This is a genomic window from Salmonella sp. SAL03688, assembly GCF_046551895.1.
GTDB classification, from domain to species: domain Bacteria; phylum Pseudomonadota; class Gammaproteobacteria; order Enterobacterales; family Enterobacteriaceae; genus Salmonella; species Salmonella enterica.
This window is the reverse complement of the sequence record NZ_JBGDVI010000039.1, coordinates 1-21,499: the sequence shown is the minus strand read 5'-3', so window position 1 is coordinate 21,499 and position 21,499 is coordinate 1. Positions and strand designations below refer to the sequence as shown.

The window sequence follows — 21,499 nt, the reverse complement described above, 5'->3', positions numbered from 1 at the left end:
GCAATGATCGGCGTCCGGAAACTTAGAAATCTGCCAGCACAGGCAAACTGAATATTAGCGATGGCCCGCTGCGGGGCCACTGGAGAAAACGATGAGCAAAAAAATTAGAGACTTTGAATTGATGAGCACCCGCGAAATTTGCTGCCAGCTCAGGATTTCTTCCAGGACGCTGGAGCGTTACCGTAAGCGACCAAGCGACAACAACCCATTCCCGGAGCCTGACTGTTCATATATGGGTGGCTCCAACAAATGGCTTAAAACCAAAGTCAATGAGTGGCAGGTCAGGGAAATGTCACGACCAACACGCCGTCCAATGTCGCATCTGAATCTGCCCCGTGACAACAAAGGTCGACTCATCCGGTCTGACGTGGCGTGAACTCCAGAACATCGGGCTCGATGATGCTCATCAGTCGGGCCCACCATTTACTATAAGCTTCTCTCATTTCTTCGATATAGGTGTATTTGTCGTATACCGACCACACTCCAGGCAGTTTGTGCCCGAGCATCATCTCAGCAATATGTGGTTCAGTCAGCTCGGAGAAATTCGTTCGCGCAGTTCTGCGTAGATCATGGATCGTAAAGTGCGGAACCTGCTCGTTATAAGCCTTCAGCATGAACTTAACAAGGTTGCTGCTGATGCTCATATGAAAGCCTTCGCTCATCGGCTTGTCTGCATATTTTGAGAAAACAAAACGGCCCGGCGCCAACTCAATGGCTCGTTGTATCAGCGGGAGCATTTCAGGGATGATCGGGCGGATTATCGGCTTCTTACTTTTCCGTCCCGTTTTATGATTTTCCCACGGCACGGTCCAGACGCCTTCCTCAAAATCGAAATGAGAAACTTCAGCCTGACGGAGTTCACCGACCCTGCACGCCCATATCAGAGACAATTTATAAAGGATCTTGTTTCGCTCAATAAGGTGGGAATCCTCAATAGCTCGCCAGACAATCGCAATTTCTTTGCGATCCAGTGTTCTCTCCCCCATTTTCTTCTGAATACCAAAATCACGACCGGACATTTCAGAAAGTGGGTTAACCTCAAGCAACTGGCGCTTCACTGCCCATGAGTAGCACTGCCGACCGTTACTAATTACTCGCCGGGTGATCTCAGTGTATCCCTGCGCCAGTCGGTCCAGAACTGTAAGCCAGTTGTGCAGCGTCAACTGATGCGCTGGATACTTACCCAGCTTAGGGAATACATGCAGCTCAAACGAACGCAGTATTTGATCGGATGTTTCTTTCTGAACGCATACCATCGCATGCCATTCTCTGAAAAGTTCCTCGAATGTGTACTGGCTGTTGATTTTAGCTTTATCGAGGCCTTGCCTGATCCGCGGATTTTCTCCACGGGCAAGAATGGCGGCCCACTTAGTTACCTCTTCGCGCGCGGCCTTCAACCCGAATTCAGGGTAACTGCCGATCGTCATCTTGTCCTGCTTACCCAGGAAACGGAATCGGTAGAAAAAAGTGACGGCGCCCTTTTTGGAAATGCGCACCCACAGACCGTCCCGGTCTGCCTTCTCTTCAACTTTATCGCGTTCGCGCCCGAGGCACGACTTTAGATAACTATCTGAAATAGCCATGATTTATCCCTGCATGTGTCCATCAGAACGGAAGATTCTGTGTCCATCATAGGATATGGACGCACTGGTGGACACAAAAACCATGACTCATGATGTCGTAGGTTGACTGTACATGCAACCAGTATCATTTTTGTGAGCGCTTATTTTGCAGGGATCTTGAGAGGATTTTGTCGTAGGTTTGCGGAGGGTGGCGGGGTATCAATTATCGATGTGAGCAATGATCGAAAAGTTACGTATGTTCTTCATAGAGATAAATTATTATGCCTTACGCCTGGTTGACCAGACTTTAGAGGTCGCTGTTCTGAGCTTAACGTCTGTTTTAACTGAAACGCCGCATTCTACACTACAACGCTAAGGCGAGGAAATGTTCATAGTGTAAGGAGAGCGGGAACTGGAAAACGCCTCGCTTTTTTCCTGTAAAACACCGCAACGCAGGAAAAGCGCATGCTTATCGGGACAACAACCCAACGCGGCAGGTGTACCGTTGGGCAAAACGTTTACTGGCGCGTTTCGATTGAGGTAGTTTCGACGCGAACAAGGTCCGGTGGGAGGGCAACGTTTAAAATCACCGGCTGCCAGGCGTCGCGCTCCGCCAGTTTTCGGGAATAGCCGCGGGCAACCAGAAAACCGCCCACGCCGCCCAGCACGGCCCCGCTTAATGCGGCAAGGTCAGATCCAAACAGCATCTGAAAAAGCGCCGCACAAAGAAATAGCCCCGCTAAAGGCGACATATAGACCAGCAACGCCGAACCTAAAAGGCTTTTTTCGGCGATGCCCAACTCGACTTTCTGCCCCGGCGCCAGCGGCTCCGCGCTTGGCACAACAATGGTATGCGTGGTTTGCGGCCCTAATTTATTCAGCACGCGACTGCCGCATCCCGCACGGGAGGCGCAGCTGCTGCATGACGCTTTAACGTCGCAGCTCACCACCGCCTGACCATTCTGCCAGGAGACAACGGTTGCCCACTCTTTAATCATTGTACTGCCCTGAATTTGATACTGTCGGCAATGCGCTTCGCCGTTTGCGGCGGAAGCTCGCCGACAATGGTGATTTCCGCGTTGTCGCGAACGCTGCTATAAACCGTTCGGCGCCCGGTGCGCAGCATCTGATCGCTGCTGTTTTGCGTCGCCCGGTTCACATTGACGGAAAAGCTAAACAGACCGTCAGAATAAAGCCGCGATTCGATAGGCAGGTTATCCATCGTCGGCAACGGACGACGGCTACTGGAAACTTCGCTAAAGCCTTGCGGCACCCAGGATGGACTCCAGTTAAATTTCGTTTTTTCGCCACCGGGAACAGAAAGCAGCGGCGGCAGATTCGCCTTCGCCAGCGCCTGCATGTTGCTGCCGATATCCTGACTCACCGTGAACGCAATAACGCGGAACTGCTCCAGCGTCTCGCCATCGCGATCCAGCAGATCAACGCGCATCGGTAGTTTGGTGTCCATGTCCATCCAGACGATATAGCTGTAACGCGTACCATCGCGCGCCACAACGCGGATAACTTCGCACAATCTGTCTGCGATACGGGTGCGTCCGACAGAAATAAAGTCGTAGTAAGGCGCCAGGCGCTTGAAGTCGGTGTAAATCAGGGAAGGCAGAGAATCGACAATATAATCACCGTTCAGGGTGAACGGCTCAAGGCCCGGTTCAAAATAACTGATTTCATTACCACGCTGTACGACCTCCCGGCGGGGACCGTCCAACTGTAGCAATTGCGCAAGCGGGCGACTATCCAGGCGTGCGTGTCGATAACGTAGAGATTCAACGCCTTGTTTCGTGATGCTGACGAATGACAGCTCGTAATTCAGTGACTGACTGGCGATGTTCATCTGCTGCAATAACGCCCCGGACGCAGGGTCGGCCGAGGCGTTTGCTGAGAAGAACAGGCTAGCCGCCACAAGGGACATGGCAAACCAAAGTTGCTTCATTACTGCGATTGCGTTCCTAAAGTTTGGATTCCTGGCACCTGTACCGCGGCTTGCTGGGTTTGCGCCTGCTCAAACTGAAGCTGTTCGGAGTGCAGTCGGCGCTGCAGTTCATAGTCCTGCAACATGGCATTAATGCGACGACGCTGCTCCTGTACCTGCTGTTGCTGACTGCCGACAGGCGCTGCTTCAGAAGGCACTCCCAGACTTACCGGGCTGGCTTTCCCCATCATAGGCAGGGTATTGAAAACCGGCGTTTCAGGTTGTTGGGATGTTTCAGATTGCCCATTATAGTGCTGGACACCGACGATAACTGCAAGTGAAACGCACGCCGCCACGCCCATTTGGGTAAGCTGCGCCGCCCACGGACGTACTTTTTTCCAGAACGGCATTTTCTGCCATTGCTGCGGAGCGGGTTGGGCCTCAGGGATTAATGGCGACACCTGACGTACTGGCTCGTTTTCAATAGCGGCCATCACGCGAGCGGATATATCGAAATGGAGAACGTCAGGCGTATCCCCCCGCATTGAATCGCGGATCAGGTGATAACTCTCCCAGGTTTTCTGCATTTCCGGGTCGTGCGTAAGCGCTTTGAGCAGCTCACTATCCAACGTTTCGCCATCCATCAAAGCGGAAAGTTTTTCTTTCTGCATGCCTAATACCTTTTCCAGTATCCCGCTATCGTCAACGCCTGATAAGCGGTTGAACTTTATTATCAATAGCTTCCCGCGCCCGGAAGATACGTGAACGCACCGTCCCCACCGGACAATCCATGATAGCCGCTATCTCTTCATAGCTCAGGCCATCCAGCTCCCGTAAGGTGATTGCCATACGTAAATCTTCCGGGAGGGACTCAATAGTTCGGAAAACTATCTGTCTCAGTTCTTCTGACAACATTAAGTTCTCAGGGTTCGAAATTTCTTTCAGCGCGCCGCCGCTTTCAAAGTTTTCTGCTTCAATCGCGTCTACATCACTGGAAGGCGGACGACGCCCCTGCGCAACCAGGTAGTTCTTCGCGGTATTGACCGCAATACGATACAACCAGGTATAAAAAGCGCTATCCCCCCGGAAAGAATCCAGCGCGCGATAGGCCTTAATAAATGATTCCTGTACGACATCGGGAACGTCGCCCGATGGCACATAGCGGGAAACCAGACTCGCCACTTTATGCTGGTAGCGCACTACCAGTAAGTTAAAGGCTTTCTGATCTCCCTTCTGGACCCGTTCAACCAGGACCTGGTCCGTTAACTGCTCGCTCATCCGAGGTAATGTCTCCCCAAACCAAATTTCCACGCGCTTTCGAAACGCCACTCCATAAGCCGCACTATGAGCAAGCAACAGGTTAGAGTGTCTATGTTTCGTAAAGTTCCGTTACGCATTTGTTTTTGTTTGTCATGTTGTAGACAGGTCTTATCTTCCATTATAAGTCTACAGATGCTGAACAACGCACTATCTGTACAGAAATGCCCATTTCGTCGTTTGCAGAGTAACCTAACAGCATCTTTATTTCACTACAAAATCCGACGCTAACACCCTGCCCTATAAAATATTTTTTGCCGTTTATCTCTCGCCGTATTTTTATTTTATGTTTAATAAGCACAACACTTTTGAAATCATAACGTGCTTTTTAGCGCCATATAGTGCTAATCTGCCGCAACCATGTTTAGTAAATTAAACAAGAACCATGATGACAACTCCTGAACTGTCCTGTGATGTGTTAATTATCGGCAGCGGCGCGGCCGGACTCTCGCTGGCGCTGCGTCTGGCTGAAAAACATAAGATTATCGTCCTGAGTAAAGGGCCGGTGAGCGAGGGCTCCACGTTTTATGCGCAGGGCGGTATTGCCGCCGTGTTTGATGAAACCGACAGTATTGCGTCACATGTCGAAGATACGCTGATTGCCGGCGCCGGAATTTGCGATCGCCACGCGGTGGAGTTTGTCGCCAGCAACGCCCGTACCTGCGTGCAGTGGCTTATCGATCAGGGCGTCCTGTTTGATACGCATGTCCAGCCAAACGGCAAGGAGAGCTATCATCTCACGCGTGAAGGCGGCCATAGTCATCGCCGTATCCTTCATGCCGCCGACGCTACCGGAAAGGAAGTCGAAACCACGTTGGTCAGTCGGGCACAAAATCATCCTAATATTCAGGTGCTGGAACGCAGCAACGCCGTTGATTTAATTATCTCCGATAAAATGGGTCTGCCGGGGCCTCGCCGGGTCGTCGGCGCCTGGATCTGGAATCGCAATAAAGAGTGGGTTGAAACCTGTCATGCGAAGTCGGTGGTGCTGGCGACCGGCGGCGCCTCAAAGGTGTATCAATATACCACTAACCCGGATATTTCCTCCGGCGACGGTATCGCGATGGCCTGGCGCGCAGGCTGTCGGGTCGCTAATCTGGAATTTAACCAGTTTCATCCCACCGCCCTTTATCACCCGCAGGCGCGTAATTTTCTCCTTACCGAAGCGCTGCGTGGCGAAGGCGCATACCTTAAACGTCCGGACGGTTCACGGTTTATGCCGGACGTTGACGAACGCGGGGAACTGGCGCCGCGCGATATTGTCGCCCGCGCTATTGATCATGAGATGAAACGACTCGGCGCAGACTGTATGTTTCTCGATATCAGCCACAAGCCTGACGATTTTATCCGCCAGCACTTCCCGATGATCTATGCGAAACTGCTCGATTTGGGGATGGATTTAACCAAAGAACCGATTCCCGTTGTTCCTGCCGCACACTATACCTGCGGCGGCGTAGTCGTCGATGATTATGGTCGTACCGATGTAGACGGCTTATATGCCATTGGCGAAGTCAGTTACACCGGCCTGCACGGCGCTAACCGTATGGCATCCAACTCGTTGCTGGAATGCTTAGTGTACGGCTGGTCCGCAGCAATGGATATCGACAGGCGAATGCCTTCTGTCCACAGCGTTGACGTCCTTCCCGCCTGGGATGAAAGCCGCGTGGAGAACGCCGATGAGCGGGTGGTGATTCAGCATAACTGGCACGAACTGCGTCTGCTGATGTGGGACTATGTGGGGATTGTGCGCACGACGAAACGGCTGGAGCGCGCCCTACGGCGTATTACTATGTTGCAACAAGAGATTGACGAGTATTACGCCAACTTTCGCGTCTCGAATAATTTACTGGAGCTGCGCAATCTGGTGCAAGTGGCCGAACTGATTGTGCGTTGCGCGATGATGCGTAAAGAGAGCCGGGGGCTGCACTTTACGCTGGATTATCCGCAACAACTGGCTGAATCAGGCCCATCGATCCTTTCGCCGTTAACGCCTCACATAAACAGATAAAATGCCTGGGTCAGCGCCGTATAACTTTCAGAATAATGCTGGTCTGACCCGCGAATTACTAATCTGTCGCTAAAGCACTCCCCGGCTTGCGGGGAGAATGCGAGCAAAACCCGGTGCGGCAAGCGCGCTTCGTTTTCCGCAACGTCAGTACGTAGCCGCAAATGCCATCCCATGTTGAGCGCTTGCTGCGTAAAAGCGTTACCTATTTGTTCCGGCAAGACTACGCAAAAAAAGCCATCTTCGGTAATACAATCCGCCGCAATAGCCAATAACGTCTGGTGATCCAGCGTAGCGGTGTAACGCGCCTGCTCCCGCTGCGGCGTGGCGCATTCCACACCGGGTTCGTAATAAGGCGGGTTGCTGATAATAAGATCAAAGCGTACCGTCTGGCGAGGCGCCCAACTCTGAATATCGTCAGTATGCACCGTTATTCGATGCGGCCAGGGAGAGTGAGCCACGTTTTCCTGCGCTTGCATGGCAGCCCCGGCATCCAGTTCCACGGCGTCAATAGGCACATTGTCATCCGTCCGCTGCGCCAGCATTAACGCCAGCAGACCGCTTCCAGTACCGATATCCAGAATTCGCTTTACATCCGCGACCGGCGCCCACGCCCCGAGTAAAATACCGTCAGTTCCCACTTTCATCGCACACCGATCGTGTGCGACAAAAAACTGTTTAAACGTAAATCCGTTACGACGAAGAACGGAGCCAGACTGAGACATGTAAAAACAACCTTGCAAAAAAACGGCGACAGCGCCGAGTGAAAACAATACCTGAGAAGGGATATCCATACAAACAGATGAAGATTGCGGCCATAACGTCTATAATCAGCGCCCCACACAGAGGTAGAACATGACTGTAACGACTTTTTCCGAACTTGAACTCGACGAAAGCCTGCTGGATGCCCTCCAGGATAAAGGTTTCACTCGCCCGACCGCCATTCAGGCTGCCGCCATTCCGCCTGCGCTCGATGGCCGTGATGTACTCGGTTCTGCGCCGACAGGCACCGGTAAAACGGCGGCATATCTGCTGCCGGCGTTGCAGCACCTGCTCGACTTTCCGCGTAAAAAATCGGGGCCGCCGCGTATTCTGATCCTGACGCCAACCCGCGAACTGGCAATGCAGGTTGCCGATCACGCTCGTGAACTGGCTAAGCATACTCATCTGGATATCGCCACGATTACCGGCGGCGTGGCCTATATGAACCATGCTGAAGTGTTTAGCGAAAACCAGGATATCGTGGTCGCCACGACGGGCCGTCTGCTGCAATATATAAAAGAAGAGAACTTTGACTGCCGGGCGGTTGAAACACTGATCCTTGACGAAGCTGACCGGATGCTCGACATGGGCTTCGCTCAGGACATTGAACATATCGCTGGTGAGACCCGCTGGCGTAAACAGACGATGCTGTTCTCCGCCACGCTGGAAGGCGATGCGATTAAAGATTTTGCCGAGCGTCTGCTGGAAGACCCGGTTGAGGTTTCCGCCAATCCGTCAACCCGCGAGCGTAAGAAAATTCACCAGTGGTACTACCGTGCCGACAATTTCGAACATAAAGTTGCGCTGTTGAAGCACCTGCTAAAACAAGACGATGCAACCCGTTCTATCGTGTTTGTACGTAAACGTGAACGCGTCCATGAACTGGCTGAAACGCTGCGTCTGGCAGGGATCAACAATTGCTATCTTGAAGGTGAGATGGCGCAGATCAAACGTAACGAAGGTATTAAGCGTCTCACCGACGGTCGCGTTAACGTCCTGGTCGCGACCGACGTCGCGGCACGCGGGATTGATATTCCTGACGTCAGCCACGTCATTAACTTCGACATGCCGCGCAGTGGCGATACCTATCTGCATCGCATTGGTCGTACAGGCCGTGCGGGTCGCAAAGGCACTGCAATCTCGCTGGTAGAAGCCCACGACCATCTGTTGCTGCTGAAAATCGGTCGCTACATCGAAGAGCCGCTAAAAGCGCGCGTCATTGATGAGCTTCGCCCGACCACGCGTGCGCCAAGCGAAAAGCTGACCGGCAAACCGTCGAAAAAAGTGCTGGCGAAACGCGCCGAGAAGAAAAAAGAGAAAGAAAAAGAGAAGCCGCGCGTGAAGAAACGTCACCGCGATACAAAAAATATCGGTAAGCGCCGCAAGCCAAGCGGTACGAAAATGCAGGAGCAATCCAGCGAAGAGTGATGATAATGCCGGGTTCGTTAACCCGGCATTTTTTTATCTTCCACGGTAAAACACGCCTCCATACACTGCATAAATATCTGCATTGCCGGGCTGACCGCTTTCCCGGCATGATGGGCGCACAGCGCCATGATCGATAGCGACGGCGCGCCAAACGGCAGCTCTTTCAACTGACCGGTACTAAGTTCTCGTTCAACGGTAAAACGTGGTAAAAAGCTGATGCCCAGGTTAGCAGCCACACACTGTTTAATGCTTTCAATACTCCACAGTTCAATGGTGTTTTCCAGCGTAATCCGCCTCTGCCGTAGCGTACTTTCAAACAGCTGGCGGAAGACACATTGCGGTTCATTGATGATGAAGCTACAGGGGATATGCTGATCTGGCTGCGTAAAATCAGCATCCTGTAGCAGTGGAGAGGCCACCAGCGCCAGCGACTGCTCCCCCAGTTGCTGCATCGTGAGCGCGTCATCATTGCCTACGCGATAAAAAACGCCCAGATCGACCTCGTCATTCAGCAACGCATCACGTATCACATAGCAATTCAGCGATTGTAGCGACAATCTGACATTCGGCGCTCGCAGCTTAAAGCGTTGTAAAACCTGCGGCATTTTGTACGCCAGTAAGGTTTCACCTGTCGCCACGCGCAGCTCTCCGCCGGGTTCCGCATCCTGTCTTGCGGCTTCACGAATCGACTCCATCACACGCGTCAGTTCATGGATATGCGGCATCAGCTTTTTCCCCTCAGTGGTCAGGCACATTCGGCGCCCTATTTTCTCGAACAGTTGCAGGGAAAACTCACGTTCAAGCTGTTGAATATGAAAAGTTACCGTCGACTGAGTACAGCACAGCTTTTGCGAAGCCCGTAGAAACGAGCCCTCTTCCACTACCGTTTTCAGCGTAATAAACCGACGCAGATCCATAACCACCAACCTATCGAAAATCTCGAATTCAGAATTAAAAAACATTCATTTTTTTAAATATTTCATATCGGGTACTGTCTGCTAAAACAGAGGAGATGACAAGTGACACCGATGCTTTTAAGCGCTTTCTGGACTTATACATTAATCACCGCCCTTACCCCCGGCCCAAACAATATTCTCGCGCTTAGCGCAGCAACTGCACATGGTTTTCGGCAGAGTATTCGTGTACTGGCAGGTATGAGTCTGGGATTTTTGGTCGTCATGCTGCTGTGCGCCGGGATCGCGTTTTCCCTTGCGGTTATCGATCCGGCAATCATTCATTTACTCAGTTGGGTGGGGGCTGCGTATATCCTGTGGCTGGCGTGGAAAATTGCTACCAGTCCAGCGGCGGATGAGAATGTCAGACCAAAACCGGTTGGCTTTTGGGTAAGCTTTGGCCTGCAGTTTGTGAACGTCAAAATTATTCTGTACGGCATTACCGCTCTGTCTACATTTGTTTTACCGCAAACGCAGGCGCTGAACTGGGTCATCGGCGTCAGTATATTGCTGGCATTGATCGGCACGTTCGGTAATGTGTGCTGGGCGCTGGCGGGACATCTGTTTCAGCGGGCGTTTCGCCATTATGGTCGCCAGTTAAATATCATTCTGGCGTTACTGCTGGTGTACTGCGCGGTGCGGATTTTTTACTGACCCAAATAAAACAAAAGCGGAAAAGGCCCGGCCTCTTCCGCTTGTTATTACCGGATAAGCCTTACAGGCTTTCGGTAAAGGTACGAGCGATAACGTCGCGCTGCTGTTCCGGCGTCAGGGAGTTAAAACGCACCGCATAACCAGAAACACGAATAGTCAGCTGCGGGTATTTTTCCGGATGCTTAACCGCATCTTCCAGAGTTTCACGACGCAGAACGTTAACGTTCAGATGCTGACCGCCTTCAACGCGTACTTCCGGTTTAACTTCCATCGGAATTTCACGGTATTCAATCTCGCCCAGTTTGCTGACAGCCACAACTTCATCTTCAGCAAAGCCGGATTTTGCAACGATGCAGCGCGCTTCGCCTTTTTCGCTGTCCAGCAGCCAGAAGGAATTCAGCAGGTCGTCGTTAGCGGCTTTAGTAATCTGGATACCTGTAATCATGTGATGCCTCCCCAGGCAAAATTATTTGATTTCGGTCGGCCTAATCCCGGCCAATTGGTAAAACCATTGTTGCTTGAGTGTATATATACCCTTCGATCACCCTTCATTCTTTGATTTAAATCAATAAAAACCACACCATAAAAAGGGTGATGAAGGGAATTAATTGTTTTACATCAACTTACACCATTCAGGCCTATAAACTTTTTACATAAATTTTCAACTATCTTTTGTAGGTAACCGTTTTTGTAGCACGCAGGATTTTGCACTGCAGAAAGAAGCAGTTAAGCTAAGGGAACTGGAAATTCGCAGGAGAGCGAGATGGCGACTGAGTTAACCTGGCACGATGTGCTGGCTGATGAGAAACAGCAACCTTACTTTATCAATACGCTTCACACTGTTGCTGGCGAGCGTCAGTCGGGTATCACGGTCTACCCGCCGCAAAAAGATGTGTTTAATGCCTTTCGCTTCACGGAACTGGGCGACGTTAAGGTGGTGATCCTGGGACAAGATCCTTACCACGGCCCCGGCCAGGCACATGGTCTGGCGTTTTCCGTGCGTCCTGGGATCGCTCCCCCGCCGTCATTAGTGAATATGTACAAAGAGCTGGAAGCCTCCATTCCCGGCTTTGTTCGCCCCGCGCACGGTTATCTGGAAAGCTGGGCGCGCCAGGGCGTACTGTTACTGAATACGGTGCTCACGGTACGGGCAGGCCAGGCGCACTCTCATGCCAGCCTGGGGTGGGAAACCTTTACGGATAAAGTGATAAGCCTGATTAACCAACACCGCGAAGGGGTCGTCTTCTTGCTGTGGGGCTCGCACGCCCAGAAGAAAGGCGCGATTATTGATCCACAGCGCCACCATATTCTGAAAGCTCCGCATCCCTCGCCACTCTCTGCGCACCGCGGATTTTTTGGCTGTAACCATTTTGCGCTAACGAACCAATGGCTGGAACAACACGGCGAGAAAACTATCGACTGGACGCCAGTATTACCGGCTGAGAGTGAATAACGTTGGCGACTCGCCGTTTTATCGCCCGGATAACGGCGCGAAAGCGCCTTGTCTGACCGGGCGGTAGGAAGTACATCATTGGCCCGGCGCGCGTTGCGTCACCGGGCTGCAGCCCTTACGCTTTATTCTGTCGCCACCACTCGGCGAGCAGCACGCCTGTCGCAACCGACACATTCAGGCTTTCCACGTTCCCGGTGCCGTTAATTTTCACGCACAGATCGTCGGGTTCGCGCGCCGCTTCCGGCAGGTAGTCATATTCACGGCCTAAGACCAGCACCATCTTTTCCGGCAGGGTCGTACTAAAGAGCGCCTGACCGCGATCGCTGGACGTCGTCACCACGGTGTACCCCGCCTGACGAAAATCATCCAGTACGTCAACAATGCTTTCACCAGTAATCGGCTGGACATGCTCCGCCCCGCCTTCCGCAGTACGAATCGCCGCGCCGGACTCCAGCAACGCCGCATCCTGTACCACCACGCCCTTCACGCCGAAGTGCGCGCAGCTACGCATCATGCCGCCCAGATTATGCGGGTTAGCGACATCTTCCAACGCCAGCACGCAGTCTTGATCCGCCGCCTGCTTTACCCATTGCTTAACGGTCGTACCGTTACGCTTTTTAATCAGGAAACACACGCCGCCGTGGTGCTCAGTCCCGGAAGCTTTTGCCAGTTCGGCTTCATCCACCACATGGTAGGCTTTACGATTCGCCGCCATCCAGCGCAGCGCCTCTTTAAAACGCGGCGTTACGCTTTGGATAAACCATGCGCGCACGATGGCGTCAGGACGGCTCTGGAATAGCGCCTGGCAGGCGTTTTCGCCGTAGACGCGTGTCTCTTCCGCACGCTGGCGACGCAAAACTTCAGGGTCGATAAAACTTTTACCGCTAATACCACCATGATCGACTTTCTCAGGCGTTTCATCGCCTGGCGCGCGGGACACTGTGCGCCACGGCGAAGTTTCATGTTTACGGTCACGGCTCTGATTATTTCGCTCATCACGGGCGGGGCGACGTCCACCGTCAGTGCGAGACTTTGCTGGGCGGCCTCCCCCTTTCCCGGTACGCGGGTTATGGGTGCGTTTATCAGAGTCATCATCACTACGGACATACATCACTTTGACTTTGCCGCTTTTGTTTTTTAATTCATCGTTCATGCTTTTCTCCACCAGCGCTGCGCGAAGCGCGAAGATTACCCGATGTGCATCCGGTTAGCCATGATTTCGTTTAAAAGCTTGCGACTATTGTACTCATTGAATAAAACACATTGTTGTTTAGCACAGACTCCTCGATAATATGTAACATTATAGAAACATCCCGCGCGTAGCGGGACGTCTTCCGACGTATTCAGAGGTTAGCTATGAACACCGTTTGTACCCATTGTCAGGCCATTAACCGCATCCCCGACGATCGGCTTCAGGACGCGGCAAAATGTGGACGCTGCGGTCATGAGTTGTTTGACGGAGAAGTCATTAATGCGACCGGCGAAACGCTGGACAAACTGTTGAAGGACGATCTTCCAGTGGTGATCGACTTCTGGGCCCCCTGGTGCGGCCCTTGCCGTAACTTTGCGCCAATCTTCGAGGATGTCGCAGAAGAGCGCAGCGGTAAAGTCCGTTTCGTCAAAGTGAATACCGAGGCGGAACGGGAACTCAGCGCCCGTTTCGGTATCCGCAGCATCCCGACGATTATGATTTTTAAACATGGACAGGTGGTCGATATGCTTAATGGCGCAGTGCCTAAAGCGCCTTTCGACAGCTGGCTGAACGAAGCGCTGTAAACGCCACGGGGCGCATCTTGTGCCCCGTTTTCACCTCTGCCACAATAGCGTTTTTCTCCGCAAACGCTTTCTATGACCAATAACGCTGTCCTTCAGTTACGCGCCGAACGGCTTGCGCGCGCTACTCGCCCTTTTCTTGCCAGAGGCAATCGGGTTCGCCGCTGTCAACGCTGCCTGCTGCCGCTAAAATCTTGCCTGTGTGATACGTTAACGCCTTCTCAGGCGAAAAGCCGTTTTTGTCTGGTCATGTTTGACACTGAACCGATGAAACCCAGCAATACCGGCCGGCTGATAGCCGATATTTTGCCGGATACCGCGGCGTTTCAGTGGTCGCGTACCGAGCCGCCGCAGGCGTTGCTGGAGCTGATACAGCATCCGGATTATCAGCCGATAGTGGTCTTTCCTGCGTCCTACGCCGGCGAAGCGCGCGAGGTCATTTCCACCCCGCCCGCCGGGAAACCGCCGCTGTTTATTATGTTGGACGGCACCTGGCCCGAAGCACGTAAAATGTTTCGTAAAAGCCCTTATCTGGATCATCTGCCGGTCATTTCCGTCGATTTATCGCGTCTTTCAGCTTATCGTCTGCGTGAAATCCATGCCGAAGGGCAATATTGTACCGCCGAAGTCGCGATAGCGTTGTTAGATCTGGCGGGAGATACCGAGGCGGCAACCAGTTTAGGTGAACATTTCACCCGTTTCAAAACGCGCTATCTGGCAGGAAAAACGCAACATCCGGGAAACGTCACAGCATAAAATAGCGAAAGCGTTTAAAATTATCCGGTCACTTCTGTGTAAGGGAAACCGGTATGAGCCAGCAAGGACTGGAAGCGCTACTGCGACCAAAATCGATCGCGGTGATTGGCGCATCAATGAAGCCCCACCGCGCGGGTTACCTGATGATGCGTAACTTGTTGGCGGGCGGATTCAATGGCCCCGTCCTTCCCGTGACGCCCGCCTGGAAAGCCGTTTTAGGCGTCATGGCCTGGCCGGATATCGCCAGTCTTCCTTTCACCCCCGATCTGGCTATTTTATGCACTAACGCCAGCCGTAATCTGGCGTTACTGGACGCGCTTGGCGCGAAAGGGTGTAAAACGTGCATTATCCTTTCTGCTCCCACGTCACAACATGAAGAACTTCTTGCCAGTGCCCGGCATTATAAAATGCGTCTGCTGGGTCCAAACAGTCTTGGGCTCCTCGCGCCGTGGCAAGGGCTGAATGCCAGCTTTTCTCCCGTCCCGATTAAACAGGGCAAGCTCGCTTTTATTTCCCAGTCTGCCGCCGTTTCCAATACTATTCTTGACTGGGCGCAACAGCGTGAAATGGGCTTTTCCTACTTTATCGCACTGGGCGATAGCCTGGATATTGATGTCGATGAACTACTGGACTATCTGGCGCGCGATAGCAAGACCAGCGCAATTTTGCTCTATCTGGAACAGTTAAGCGACGCCCGCCGTTTTGTTTCCGCCGCCCGTAGCGCTTCACGTAACAAACCGATTCTGGTGATTAAAAGCGGCCGAAGCCCGGCAGCCCAGCGTTTACTTAATACCAGCGCGGGAATGGACCCTGCGTGGGATGCGGCCATCCAGCGCGCAGGCCTGCTGCGAGTCCAGGATACGCACGAGCTTTTTTCCGCCGTCGAAACACTGAGCCATATGCGTCCGCTACGCGGCGACAGACTGATGATCATCAGCAATGGCGCCGCGCCTGCCGCGCTGGCGTTAGATGAGTTGTGGTCGCGTAACGGTAAGCTGGCGACGTTGAGCGAAGAGACCTGCCTGCAACTACGGCAGTCGCTTCCCGCGCACATTGATATTGCCAATCCGCTGGATCTGTGTGATGACGCCAGCAGCGAACATTACGTCAAAACGCTGGATATCCTGCTCGCCAGTCAGGATTTTGACGCGCTTATGGTTATCCACTCTCCCAGCGCTGCCGCGCCGGGTACGGAAAGCGCCCATGCTCTGATCGAGACGATTAAGCGCCACCCCAGAGGCAAGTTTGTTACGTTGCTGACAAACTGGTGCGGCGAGTTCTCGTCTCAGGAGGCAAGACGGCTATTCAGCGAAGCCGGGTTACCAACCTACCGCACGCCGGAAGGCACGATTACCGCGTTTATGCATATGGTGGAATACCGGCGTAACCAGAAGCAACTGCGAGAAACGCCAGCGTTGCCGAGTAACCTGACGTCCAATACCGCTGAGGCGCATAATCTGTTACAGCGGGCGATTGCGGAAGGCGCCACCTCACTGGATACCCATGAAGTACAGCCGATTTTACACGCCTATGGGCTGCACACGCTCCCAACCTGGATTGCCAGCGACAGCGCTGAAGCGGTGCATATCGCCGAACAGATAGGCTATCCGGTAGCTCTCAAGCTGCGCTCGCCCGACATTCCGCATAAATCTGAAGTTCAGGGGGTCATGCTTTACCTGCGAACCGCAAGCGAGGTACAACAGGCCGCGAACGCCATTTTCGATCGTGTAAAGATGGCCTGGCCGCAGGCGCGGATTCACGGTTTGCTGGTACAAAGCATGGCTAACCGCGCCGGCGCGCAGGAGCTGCGTGTGGTGGTCGAGCACGATCCGGTGTTTGGTCCTTTGATTATGTTGGGTGAAGGCGGCGTAGAGTGGCGTCCGGAAGAGCAGGCGGTCGTCGCGCTGCCGCCGCTCAACATGAATCTGGCGCGCTATCTGGTGATTCAGGGCATTAAACAGCGGAAAATTCGCGCCCGTAGCGCGCTGCGTCCGCTGGATATTGTCGGTTTAAGCCAGCTGCTGGTCCAGGTTTCAAACCTGATTGTCGACTGCCCGGAAATTCAGCGTCTGGATATCCATCCGCTGCTGGCTTCCGCCAGTGAGTTTACCGCGCTGGATGTGACGCTGGATATTGCCCCGTTTGATGGCGATAACGAAAGTCGACTTGCGGTACGCCCCTATCCCCACCAGCTTGAAGAGTGGGTGGAGATGAAAAATGGCGATCGCTGCCTGTTCCGTCCTATCCTGCCGGAAGATGAGCCCCAGCTGCGACAATTCATCGCACAGGTCACCAAAGAGGATCTTTACTACCGTTATTTCAGCGAGATCAACGAATTCACCCATGAAGATTTAGCCAACATGACGCAGATCGACTACGATCGAGAAATGGCCTTTGTGGCCGTGAGGCGGATGGACAACGCTGAAGAGATCCTCGGCGTAACGCGCGCGATCTCCGATCCTGACAACGTAGATGCCGAGTTTGCCGTATTGGTGCGTTCAGATCTCAAAGGGTTGGGTTTAGGACGCCGTTTAATGGAGAAATTGATTGCCTATACTCGCGATCACGGATTGAAGCGGCTGAACGGTATTACGATGCCGAACAATCGCGGCATGGTCGCGCTGGCCAGAAAACTGGGATTTCAGGTCGATATTCAGCTCGACGAGGGTATCGTGGGATTGACGCTAAATCTGGCCAAATGTGATGAATCGTGAGTAATGTACTGGAAATGTTGACCACTTTAACGGGTACTGATGTTATTATTGCTCGCTTATGTCGTCTGCATAGCACAGAGGACCCTTCAATGAACAGAGAAGAAATGCACTGTGATGTTGTCAAAATTTAAGCGTAATAAACATCAACAACACCTTGCCCAACTCCCTAAGATTTCTCAGTCAGTTGATGATGTAGATTTCTTTTATACTCCTGCTACTTTTCGGGAGACACTGCTGGAGAAAATCGCCAGCGCGACGCAGCGTATTTGTATCGTTGCCCTGTATCTGGAACAGGACGATGGGGGTAAAGGTATACTCGACGCGCTCTATGCGGCTAAACGGCAGCGTCCTGAACTGGACGTGAGGGTGCTGGTCGACTGGCATCGCGCGCAACGCGGGCGCATTGGCGCAGCGGCCTCGAATACCAATGCAGACTGGTATTGCCGACTAGCGCAGGAAAACCCCGGCATTGATGTCCCGGTTTACGGCGTACCGATTAATACGCGAGAAGCGCTTGGCGTACTGCATTTTAAAGGCTTTATCATTGATGATAGCGTCCTGTACAGCGGCGCCAGCCTGAACGATGTCTATCTCCATCAGCATGACAAATATCGCTACGATCGCTACCAGCTGATTCGCAATCGGCAAATGGCAGACATCATGTTTGACTGGGTGACGCAAAATCTGATGAATGGCCGTGGTGTGAATCGTCTGGATAATACCCAGCGTCCGAAAAGCCCGGAGATTAAAAACGATATCCGTTTATACCGTCAGGAGTTGCGGGATGCGTCATATCATTTTCAGGGTGACGCTAATGACGAGCAGCTCTCCGTTACGCCGCTGGTCGGGCTTGGCAAATCCAGTCTGCTGAACAAAACCATTTTCCATCTCATGCCCTGTGCGGAGCATAAGCTCACCATTTGTACCCCTTACTTCAATCTACCAGCGGTACTGGTGCGGAATATTATTCAGCTACTGCGCGACGGAAAGAAAGTCGAAATCATTGTTGGCGATAAAACCGCGAATGATTTTTACATTCCGGAAGATGAACCGTTCAAGATCATTGGCGCGTTACCCTATCTCTATGAGATTAACCTGCGCCGCTTCCTGAGCCGTTTACAGTATTACGTCAATACCGATCAGCTTGTGGTGCGTCTGTGGAAAGATGACGACAATACCTATCATTTGAAAGGGATGTGGGTAGATGATAAATGGATGCTACTCACCGGCAACAACCTGAATCCTCGCGCCTGGCGTCTGGATCTGGAAAACGCCATTCTGATCCACGACCCTAAGCAGGAGCTTGCCTCTCAGCGGGAAAAAGAGCTGGAACTTATCCGAACGCACACAACCATCGTAAAACATTATCGTGACCTGCAGAGCATTGCCGACTATCCGATAAAAGTGCGTAAATTGATTCGCCGCCTGCGCCGGATCCGCATCGACAGATTAATTAGCCGTATCCTGTAATCGAAGCCCCGTCCTGTACGGGGTTTTCTCTTAGGAGTGAACTGGTGCGCGTGTTGATTCCTTTTACGGTGTTGTTTCTCTCCGGGTGCAGCCATCTGGCTAACGACCACTGGAGCGGTCAGGATAAAGCCCAACATTTTATGGCATCAGCGATGCTATCGGCAGCCGGTAATGAGTATGCGCGTCACCAGGGAGTAAGCCCTGACCGCAGCACAGCGATAGGGCTGATGTTTTCTTTGAGTCTCGGAGCCTCAAAAGAACTCTGGGACAGCCGCCCGGAAGGCAGCGGCTGGAGCTGGAAAGATTTTGTCTGGGATGTCGCTGGCGCGACAACCGGTTACGCTATCTGGCAAATGGCGCGATACTAAAGGCGCAAGCCCTTTCCTTTACGGTGCAACATCAGCGAAACCAGGAAAGCCAGAACGGCCATCGCGGTAACATACCAGAAGAACGAACTCTCCATACCGACAGATTTTAGCGACAGCGCGACATATTCCGCAGAGCCGCCAAATAACGCATTTGCTACCGCGTAAGATAAACCGACGCCCAGGGCGCGAACCTGCGCCGGAAACATCTCCGCTTTCAGGATCCCGCTAATCGAGGTATAGAAACTCACAATCAATAGCGCGCACATCACTAAAGCAAATGCGGCATAAGGCGACGTCACATTCTGCAACGCGGAGAGAATTGGAACGGTGAAAAGCGTCGCGAGCGCGCCAAAACATAGCATAGAAGTGCGCCTGCCAATCTTATCGGATAACGCGCCGAATAACGGCTGTACCAACATGAAAACACACAGCGCGACCGTCATAATGCCGCTGGCGACATTGGCATGCATACCTGCTGTATTTACCAGATATTTCTGCATATAGGTGGTGAAAGTATAAAAGCACAGCGAGCCTGCCGCGGTGAAACCAAGCACCATCAAAAAGGCTTTGCGATTACGCCACAAACCTTTCAACGAACCGGCTTCTTTTAACGCGCGAGTCTCATGCTTCGAGGTTTCATCCAGCTGGCGACGTAGCCATAACGCCACAACTGCCAGCACGGCGCCCAGCGCAAAGGGAATACGCCATCCCCAGGCACGAAGCTCAGCATCTTCCAGAACCTGCTGCAAAATCACAACGACCAGCAATGCCAGTAGTTGGCCACCGATAAGCGTAACATACTGAAACGAGGCGAAAAATCCCTTACGACCTTCAAGCGCAACTTCACTCATATATGTCGCGCTGGTCCCATACTCTCCCCCTACCGAGAGCCCCTGAAATAACCTTGCAATAAGTAGCAGCGCCGGTGCCCAGGTGCCGATGGTATCGTAACCAGGTAAGCAGGCAATCACCAGCGACCCCATGCACATCATGCACACCGAAATCAACATTGAGGCTTTGCGCCCGCGTCGATCGGCAATGCGTCCAAACAGCCAACCACCGATAGGCCGCATTAAAAAACCGGCGGCAAAGACGCCTGCCGTTTGCAAAAGCTGAGTAGTGGTATTACCAGAAGGAAAGAAGATATGTGCAAAATAGAGCGAGCAGAAAGAGTAGACGTAGAAATCAAACCATTCCACTAAGTTTCCGGAAGAGGCCCCCACGATAGCCCATATGCGTCGCCGCATCTCCGGAGCCTCAGCGTTGTTTTTATCTATACGCTGAATAATTTCTGCCATACTGTTCTCCTTGTTGCCAGGCTTAATCGGCCTTTTATTTTGGAGATTCAGATTACGCGAGACCCAAAAGTAAATAAAGTGTTAATTATTTGTTTGCTAATTTTTATCCCCACCGTGCCTGATGCTGGCGTTTCCGTTTCAGATAGTCTTCGTCCTGACGAATTTTATCCCACCAACCTTTGAAAACCGTTGCCGCCGCGGCCTTAATAGGATCATTACCCCGTGTATTCAGGCTGCCGTCTTCGGCATACTTTTTACCGCCTTTATAGTTAGCGTATCGCCTGGCGCGGGTGTATCCCATCTGAATAAATTTACGCGCCATGTCCATACCAACGAAATCATCCTGCTGCCGGTAAGCTTCGAACAACTGGTAGATTTGCTCTGCGGATTTCATCGCCGATGCTTTATCTTTATAGCGCCAGAAAGGAAGAATTTCGCTTTTGTAGGGTTCAACCAGTAGCACCCCCTGCTCGCCTCGTCCAACCTGATACAATTCAGGCTGCTGGCGGAAGTCGATGCTGGAAAAGTCCTGCTGGTAGTTAAAAGGTTTGATAGCCAATGAAAATCCTCACTGCTTATATAAGCACGTGTAAAGGATAGTTCATCGTTAATGATTGGGTGGGTTGTGCTCTTATCAGTTCTACAAGAGCACCAACTTCGTAGGCGGGATAATTCCTGTAGGCCGGATAAGGCGGAGCCGCCATCCGGCGGTGCAGGTTGCCTGATGGCGCTGCGCTTATCAGGCCTACATTTTTACAGTTACCGCACACGCAAAAAAGCCCGTCCGTCTGGATGGGCTTCTTCACTTGTCTGATGCCTGGCAGTTTATGGCGGGCGTCCTGCCCGCCACCCTACGGGCCGTTGCTGCGCAACGTTCAAATCCGCTCCCGGCGGATTTGTCCTCCTCAGGAGAGTGCTCACCGGCAGACTACAGATAAAACAAAAGGCCCTGTCTTCCGACAGGGCCCTTCGTTTTATTTGATGCCTGGCAGTTCCCTACTCTCGCATGGGGAGACCCCACACTACCATCGGCGCTACGGCGTTTCACTTCTGAGT

22 protein-coding genes are annotated in these 21,499 nt (G+C 52.5%); 10 read left to right on the top strand and 12 right to left on the bottom strand.

Features of this window, described 5'->3' with window-relative positions; genetic code table 11:
* Window positions 1–91: 91 nt before the first annotated feature.
* Window positions 92–376: an excisionase Xis gene (xis, locus tag ACLJR2_RS23190; protein ID WP_001670787.1), complete on the top strand. Its 285-nt coding sequence runs from the start codon at window positions 92–94 to the stop codon at window positions 374–376.
* On the opposite strand, the gene ACLJR2_RS23185 is transcribed toward xis, so the two are convergent.
* The 6 genes from ACLJR2_RS23185 to rseD form a co-directional block, all read right to left on the bottom strand.
* Window positions 354–1,583, bottom strand: a complete 1,230-nt coding sequence (locus ACLJR2_RS23185; protein WP_001007936.1) for a tyrosine-type recombinase/integrase — start codon at window positions 1,581–1,583, stop codon at window positions 354–356. The two genes, xis and ACLJR2_RS23185, sit on opposite strands and share 23 nt — an antisense overlap.
* Before the next feature lie 497 nt (window positions 1,584–2,080).
* The gene (rseC, locus tag ACLJR2_RS23180; protein ID WP_000589087.1) at window positions 2,081–2,560 is read right to left on the bottom strand and encodes a SoxR-reducing system protein RseC; all 480 of its coding nucleotides are present in this window, start codon (window positions 2,558–2,560) and stop codon (window positions 2,081–2,083) included.
* Entirely contained in the window at window positions 2,557–3,513 is a 957-nt protein-coding gene (gene rseB / locus ACLJR2_RS23175) for a sigma-E factor regulatory protein RseB (RefSeq protein WP_000812019.1), read from the bottom strand. Before rseB ends, rseC begins: the two co-directional genes overlap by 4 nt.
* A complete protein-coding gene (gene rseA / locus ACLJR2_RS23170) occupies window positions 3,513–4,163 on the bottom strand; it encodes an anti-sigma-E factor RseA (protein ID WP_001168374.1) in 651 nt (216 codons plus the stop codon). The genes rseB and rseA overlap by 1 nt, the downstream gene beginning before the upstream one ends.
* Window positions 4,164–4,194: 31 nt before the next feature.
* On the bottom strand, window positions 4,195–4,770 hold the full coding sequence (gene rpoE, locus ACLJR2_RS23165) for an RNA polymerase sigma factor RpoE (protein ID WP_000003307.1): 576 nt from the start codon (window positions 4,768–4,770) through the stop codon (window positions 4,195–4,197).
* On the bottom strand, window positions 4,767–4,931 hold the full coding sequence (gene rseD / locus ACLJR2_RS23160) for a rpoE leader peptide RseD (RefSeq protein ID WP_014344135.1): 165 nt from the start codon (window positions 4,929–4,931) through the stop codon (window positions 4,767–4,769). Before rseD ends, rpoE begins: the two co-directional genes overlap by 4 nt.
* A 263-nt stretch (window positions 4,932–5,194) precedes the next feature.
* On the opposite strand from rseD, the gene nadB reads away from it, so the two are divergent.
* On the top strand, window positions 5,195–6,817 hold the full coding sequence (gene nadB, locus ACLJR2_RS23155) for an L-aspartate oxidase (RefSeq protein WP_001535060.1): 1,623 nt from the start codon (window positions 5,195–5,197) through the stop codon (window positions 6,815–6,817).
* On the opposite strand, the gene trmN is transcribed toward nadB, so the two are convergent.
* The gene (gene trmN, locus ACLJR2_RS23150) at window positions 6,802–7,539 is read right to left on the bottom strand and encodes a tRNA(1)(Val) (adenine(37)-N(6))-methyltransferase TrmN (RefSeq protein WP_000083345.1); all 738 of its coding nucleotides are present in this window, start codon (window positions 7,537–7,539) and stop codon (window positions 6,802–6,804) included. The genes nadB and trmN overlap by 16 nt on opposite strands.
* A gap of 130 nt (window positions 7,540–7,669) precedes the next feature.
* Between trmN and srmB the strand changes: the two genes are divergently transcribed.
* Window positions 7,670–9,004, top strand: coding sequence for an ATP-dependent RNA helicase SrmB (gene srmB, locus ACLJR2_RS23145; protein ID WP_000219174.1), 1,335 nt, complete (start codon window positions 7,670–7,672; stop codon window positions 9,002–9,004).
* Window positions 9,005–9,021: 17 nt separating this feature from the next.
* Here srmB and ACLJR2_RS23140 read toward each other — a convergent pair whose 3' ends face one another.
* Window positions 9,022–9,921, bottom strand: a complete 900-nt coding sequence (locus tag ACLJR2_RS23140) for a LysR family transcriptional regulator (RefSeq protein WP_001535061.1) — start codon at window positions 9,919–9,921, stop codon at window positions 9,022–9,024.
* A gap of 102 nt (window positions 9,922–10,023) precedes the next feature.
* Between ACLJR2_RS23140 and eamB the strand changes: the two genes are divergently transcribed.
* On the top strand, window positions 10,024–10,611 hold the full coding sequence (eamB, locus tag ACLJR2_RS23135; RefSeq protein WP_000188415.1) for a cysteine/O-acetylserine transporter: 588 nt from the start codon (window positions 10,024–10,026) through the stop codon (window positions 10,609–10,611).
* Between the two features lie 61 nt (window positions 10,612–10,672).
* Here the strand turns inward: eamB and grcA are convergent, their stop codons facing one another.
* Entirely contained in the window at window positions 10,673–11,056 is a 384-nt protein-coding gene (grcA, locus tag ACLJR2_RS23130; RefSeq protein ID WP_000627811.1) for an autonomous glycyl radical cofactor GrcA, read from the bottom strand.
* A gap of 318 nt (window positions 11,057–11,374) precedes the next feature.
* On the opposite strand from grcA, the gene ung reads away from it, so the two are divergent.
* On the top strand, window positions 11,375–12,064 hold the full coding sequence (ung, locus tag ACLJR2_RS23125) for a uracil-DNA glycosylase (protein ID WP_000179978.1): 690 nt from the start codon (window positions 11,375–11,377) through the stop codon (window positions 12,062–12,064).
* Window positions 12,065–12,179: 115 nt separating this feature from the next.
* On the opposite strand, the gene ACLJR2_RS23120 is transcribed toward ung, so the two are convergent.
* Window positions 12,180–13,217 carry a tRNA/rRNA methyltransferase gene (locus ACLJR2_RS23120; RefSeq protein ID WP_000997368.1) on the bottom strand — a complete coding sequence of 346 codons (1,038 nt, stop codon included), beginning with the start codon at window positions 13,215–13,217 and terminating at the stop codon, window positions 12,180–12,182.
* Between the two features lie 203 nt (window positions 13,218–13,420).
* On the opposite strand from ACLJR2_RS23120, the gene trxC reads away from it, so the two are divergent.
* The 5 genes from trxC (at window position 13,421) to ACLJR2_RS23095 (ending at window position 19,145) form a co-directional block, all read left to right on the top strand.
* Window positions 13,421–13,840 carry a thioredoxin TrxC gene (trxC, locus tag ACLJR2_RS23115; RefSeq protein WP_001098732.1) on the top strand — a complete coding sequence of 140 codons (420 nt, stop codon included), beginning with the start codon at window positions 13,421–13,423 and terminating at the stop codon, window positions 13,838–13,840.
* Window positions 13,841–13,912: 72 nt separating this feature from the next.
* Window positions 13,913–14,593: a tRNA-uridine aminocarboxypropyltransferase gene (gene tapT / locus ACLJR2_RS23110; protein ID WP_000183637.1), complete on the top strand. Its 681-nt coding sequence runs from the start codon at window positions 13,913–13,915 to the stop codon at window positions 14,591–14,593.
* A gap of 53 nt (window positions 14,594–14,646) precedes the next feature.
* Window positions 14,647–17,307, top strand: a complete 2,661-nt coding sequence (gene pat / locus ACLJR2_RS23105; protein WP_000082657.1) for a protein lysine acetyltransferase — start codon at window positions 14,647–14,649, stop codon at window positions 17,305–17,307.
* A gap of 114 nt (window positions 17,308–17,421) precedes the next feature.
* Window positions 17,422–18,777: a CDP-diacylglycerol--serine O-phosphatidyltransferase gene (gene pssA, locus ACLJR2_RS23100; RefSeq protein WP_000949287.1), complete on the top strand. Its 1,356-nt coding sequence runs from the start codon at window positions 17,422–17,424 to the stop codon at window positions 18,775–18,777.
* Between the two features lie 44 nt (window positions 18,778–18,821).
* Entirely contained in the window at window positions 18,822–19,145 is a 324-nt protein-coding gene (locus ACLJR2_RS23095) for a YfiM family lipoprotein (RefSeq protein WP_001264475.1), read from the top strand.
* On the opposite strand, the gene ACLJR2_RS23090 is transcribed toward ACLJR2_RS23095, so the two are convergent.
* Window positions 19,142–20,443, bottom strand: coding sequence for an MFS transporter (locus ACLJR2_RS23090; protein WP_000807818.1), 1,302 nt, complete (start codon window positions 20,441–20,443; stop codon window positions 19,142–19,144). The genes ACLJR2_RS23095 and ACLJR2_RS23090 overlap by 4 nt on opposite strands.
* A gap of 103 nt (window positions 20,444–20,546) precedes the next feature.
* Complete coding sequence (locus ACLJR2_RS23085) at window positions 20,547–21,002, bottom strand: DUF4385 domain-containing protein (protein ID WP_000985658.1); 456 nt, start codon at window positions 21,000–21,002, stop codon at window positions 20,547–20,549.
* Window positions 21,003–21,499: the final 497 nt, after the last annotated feature.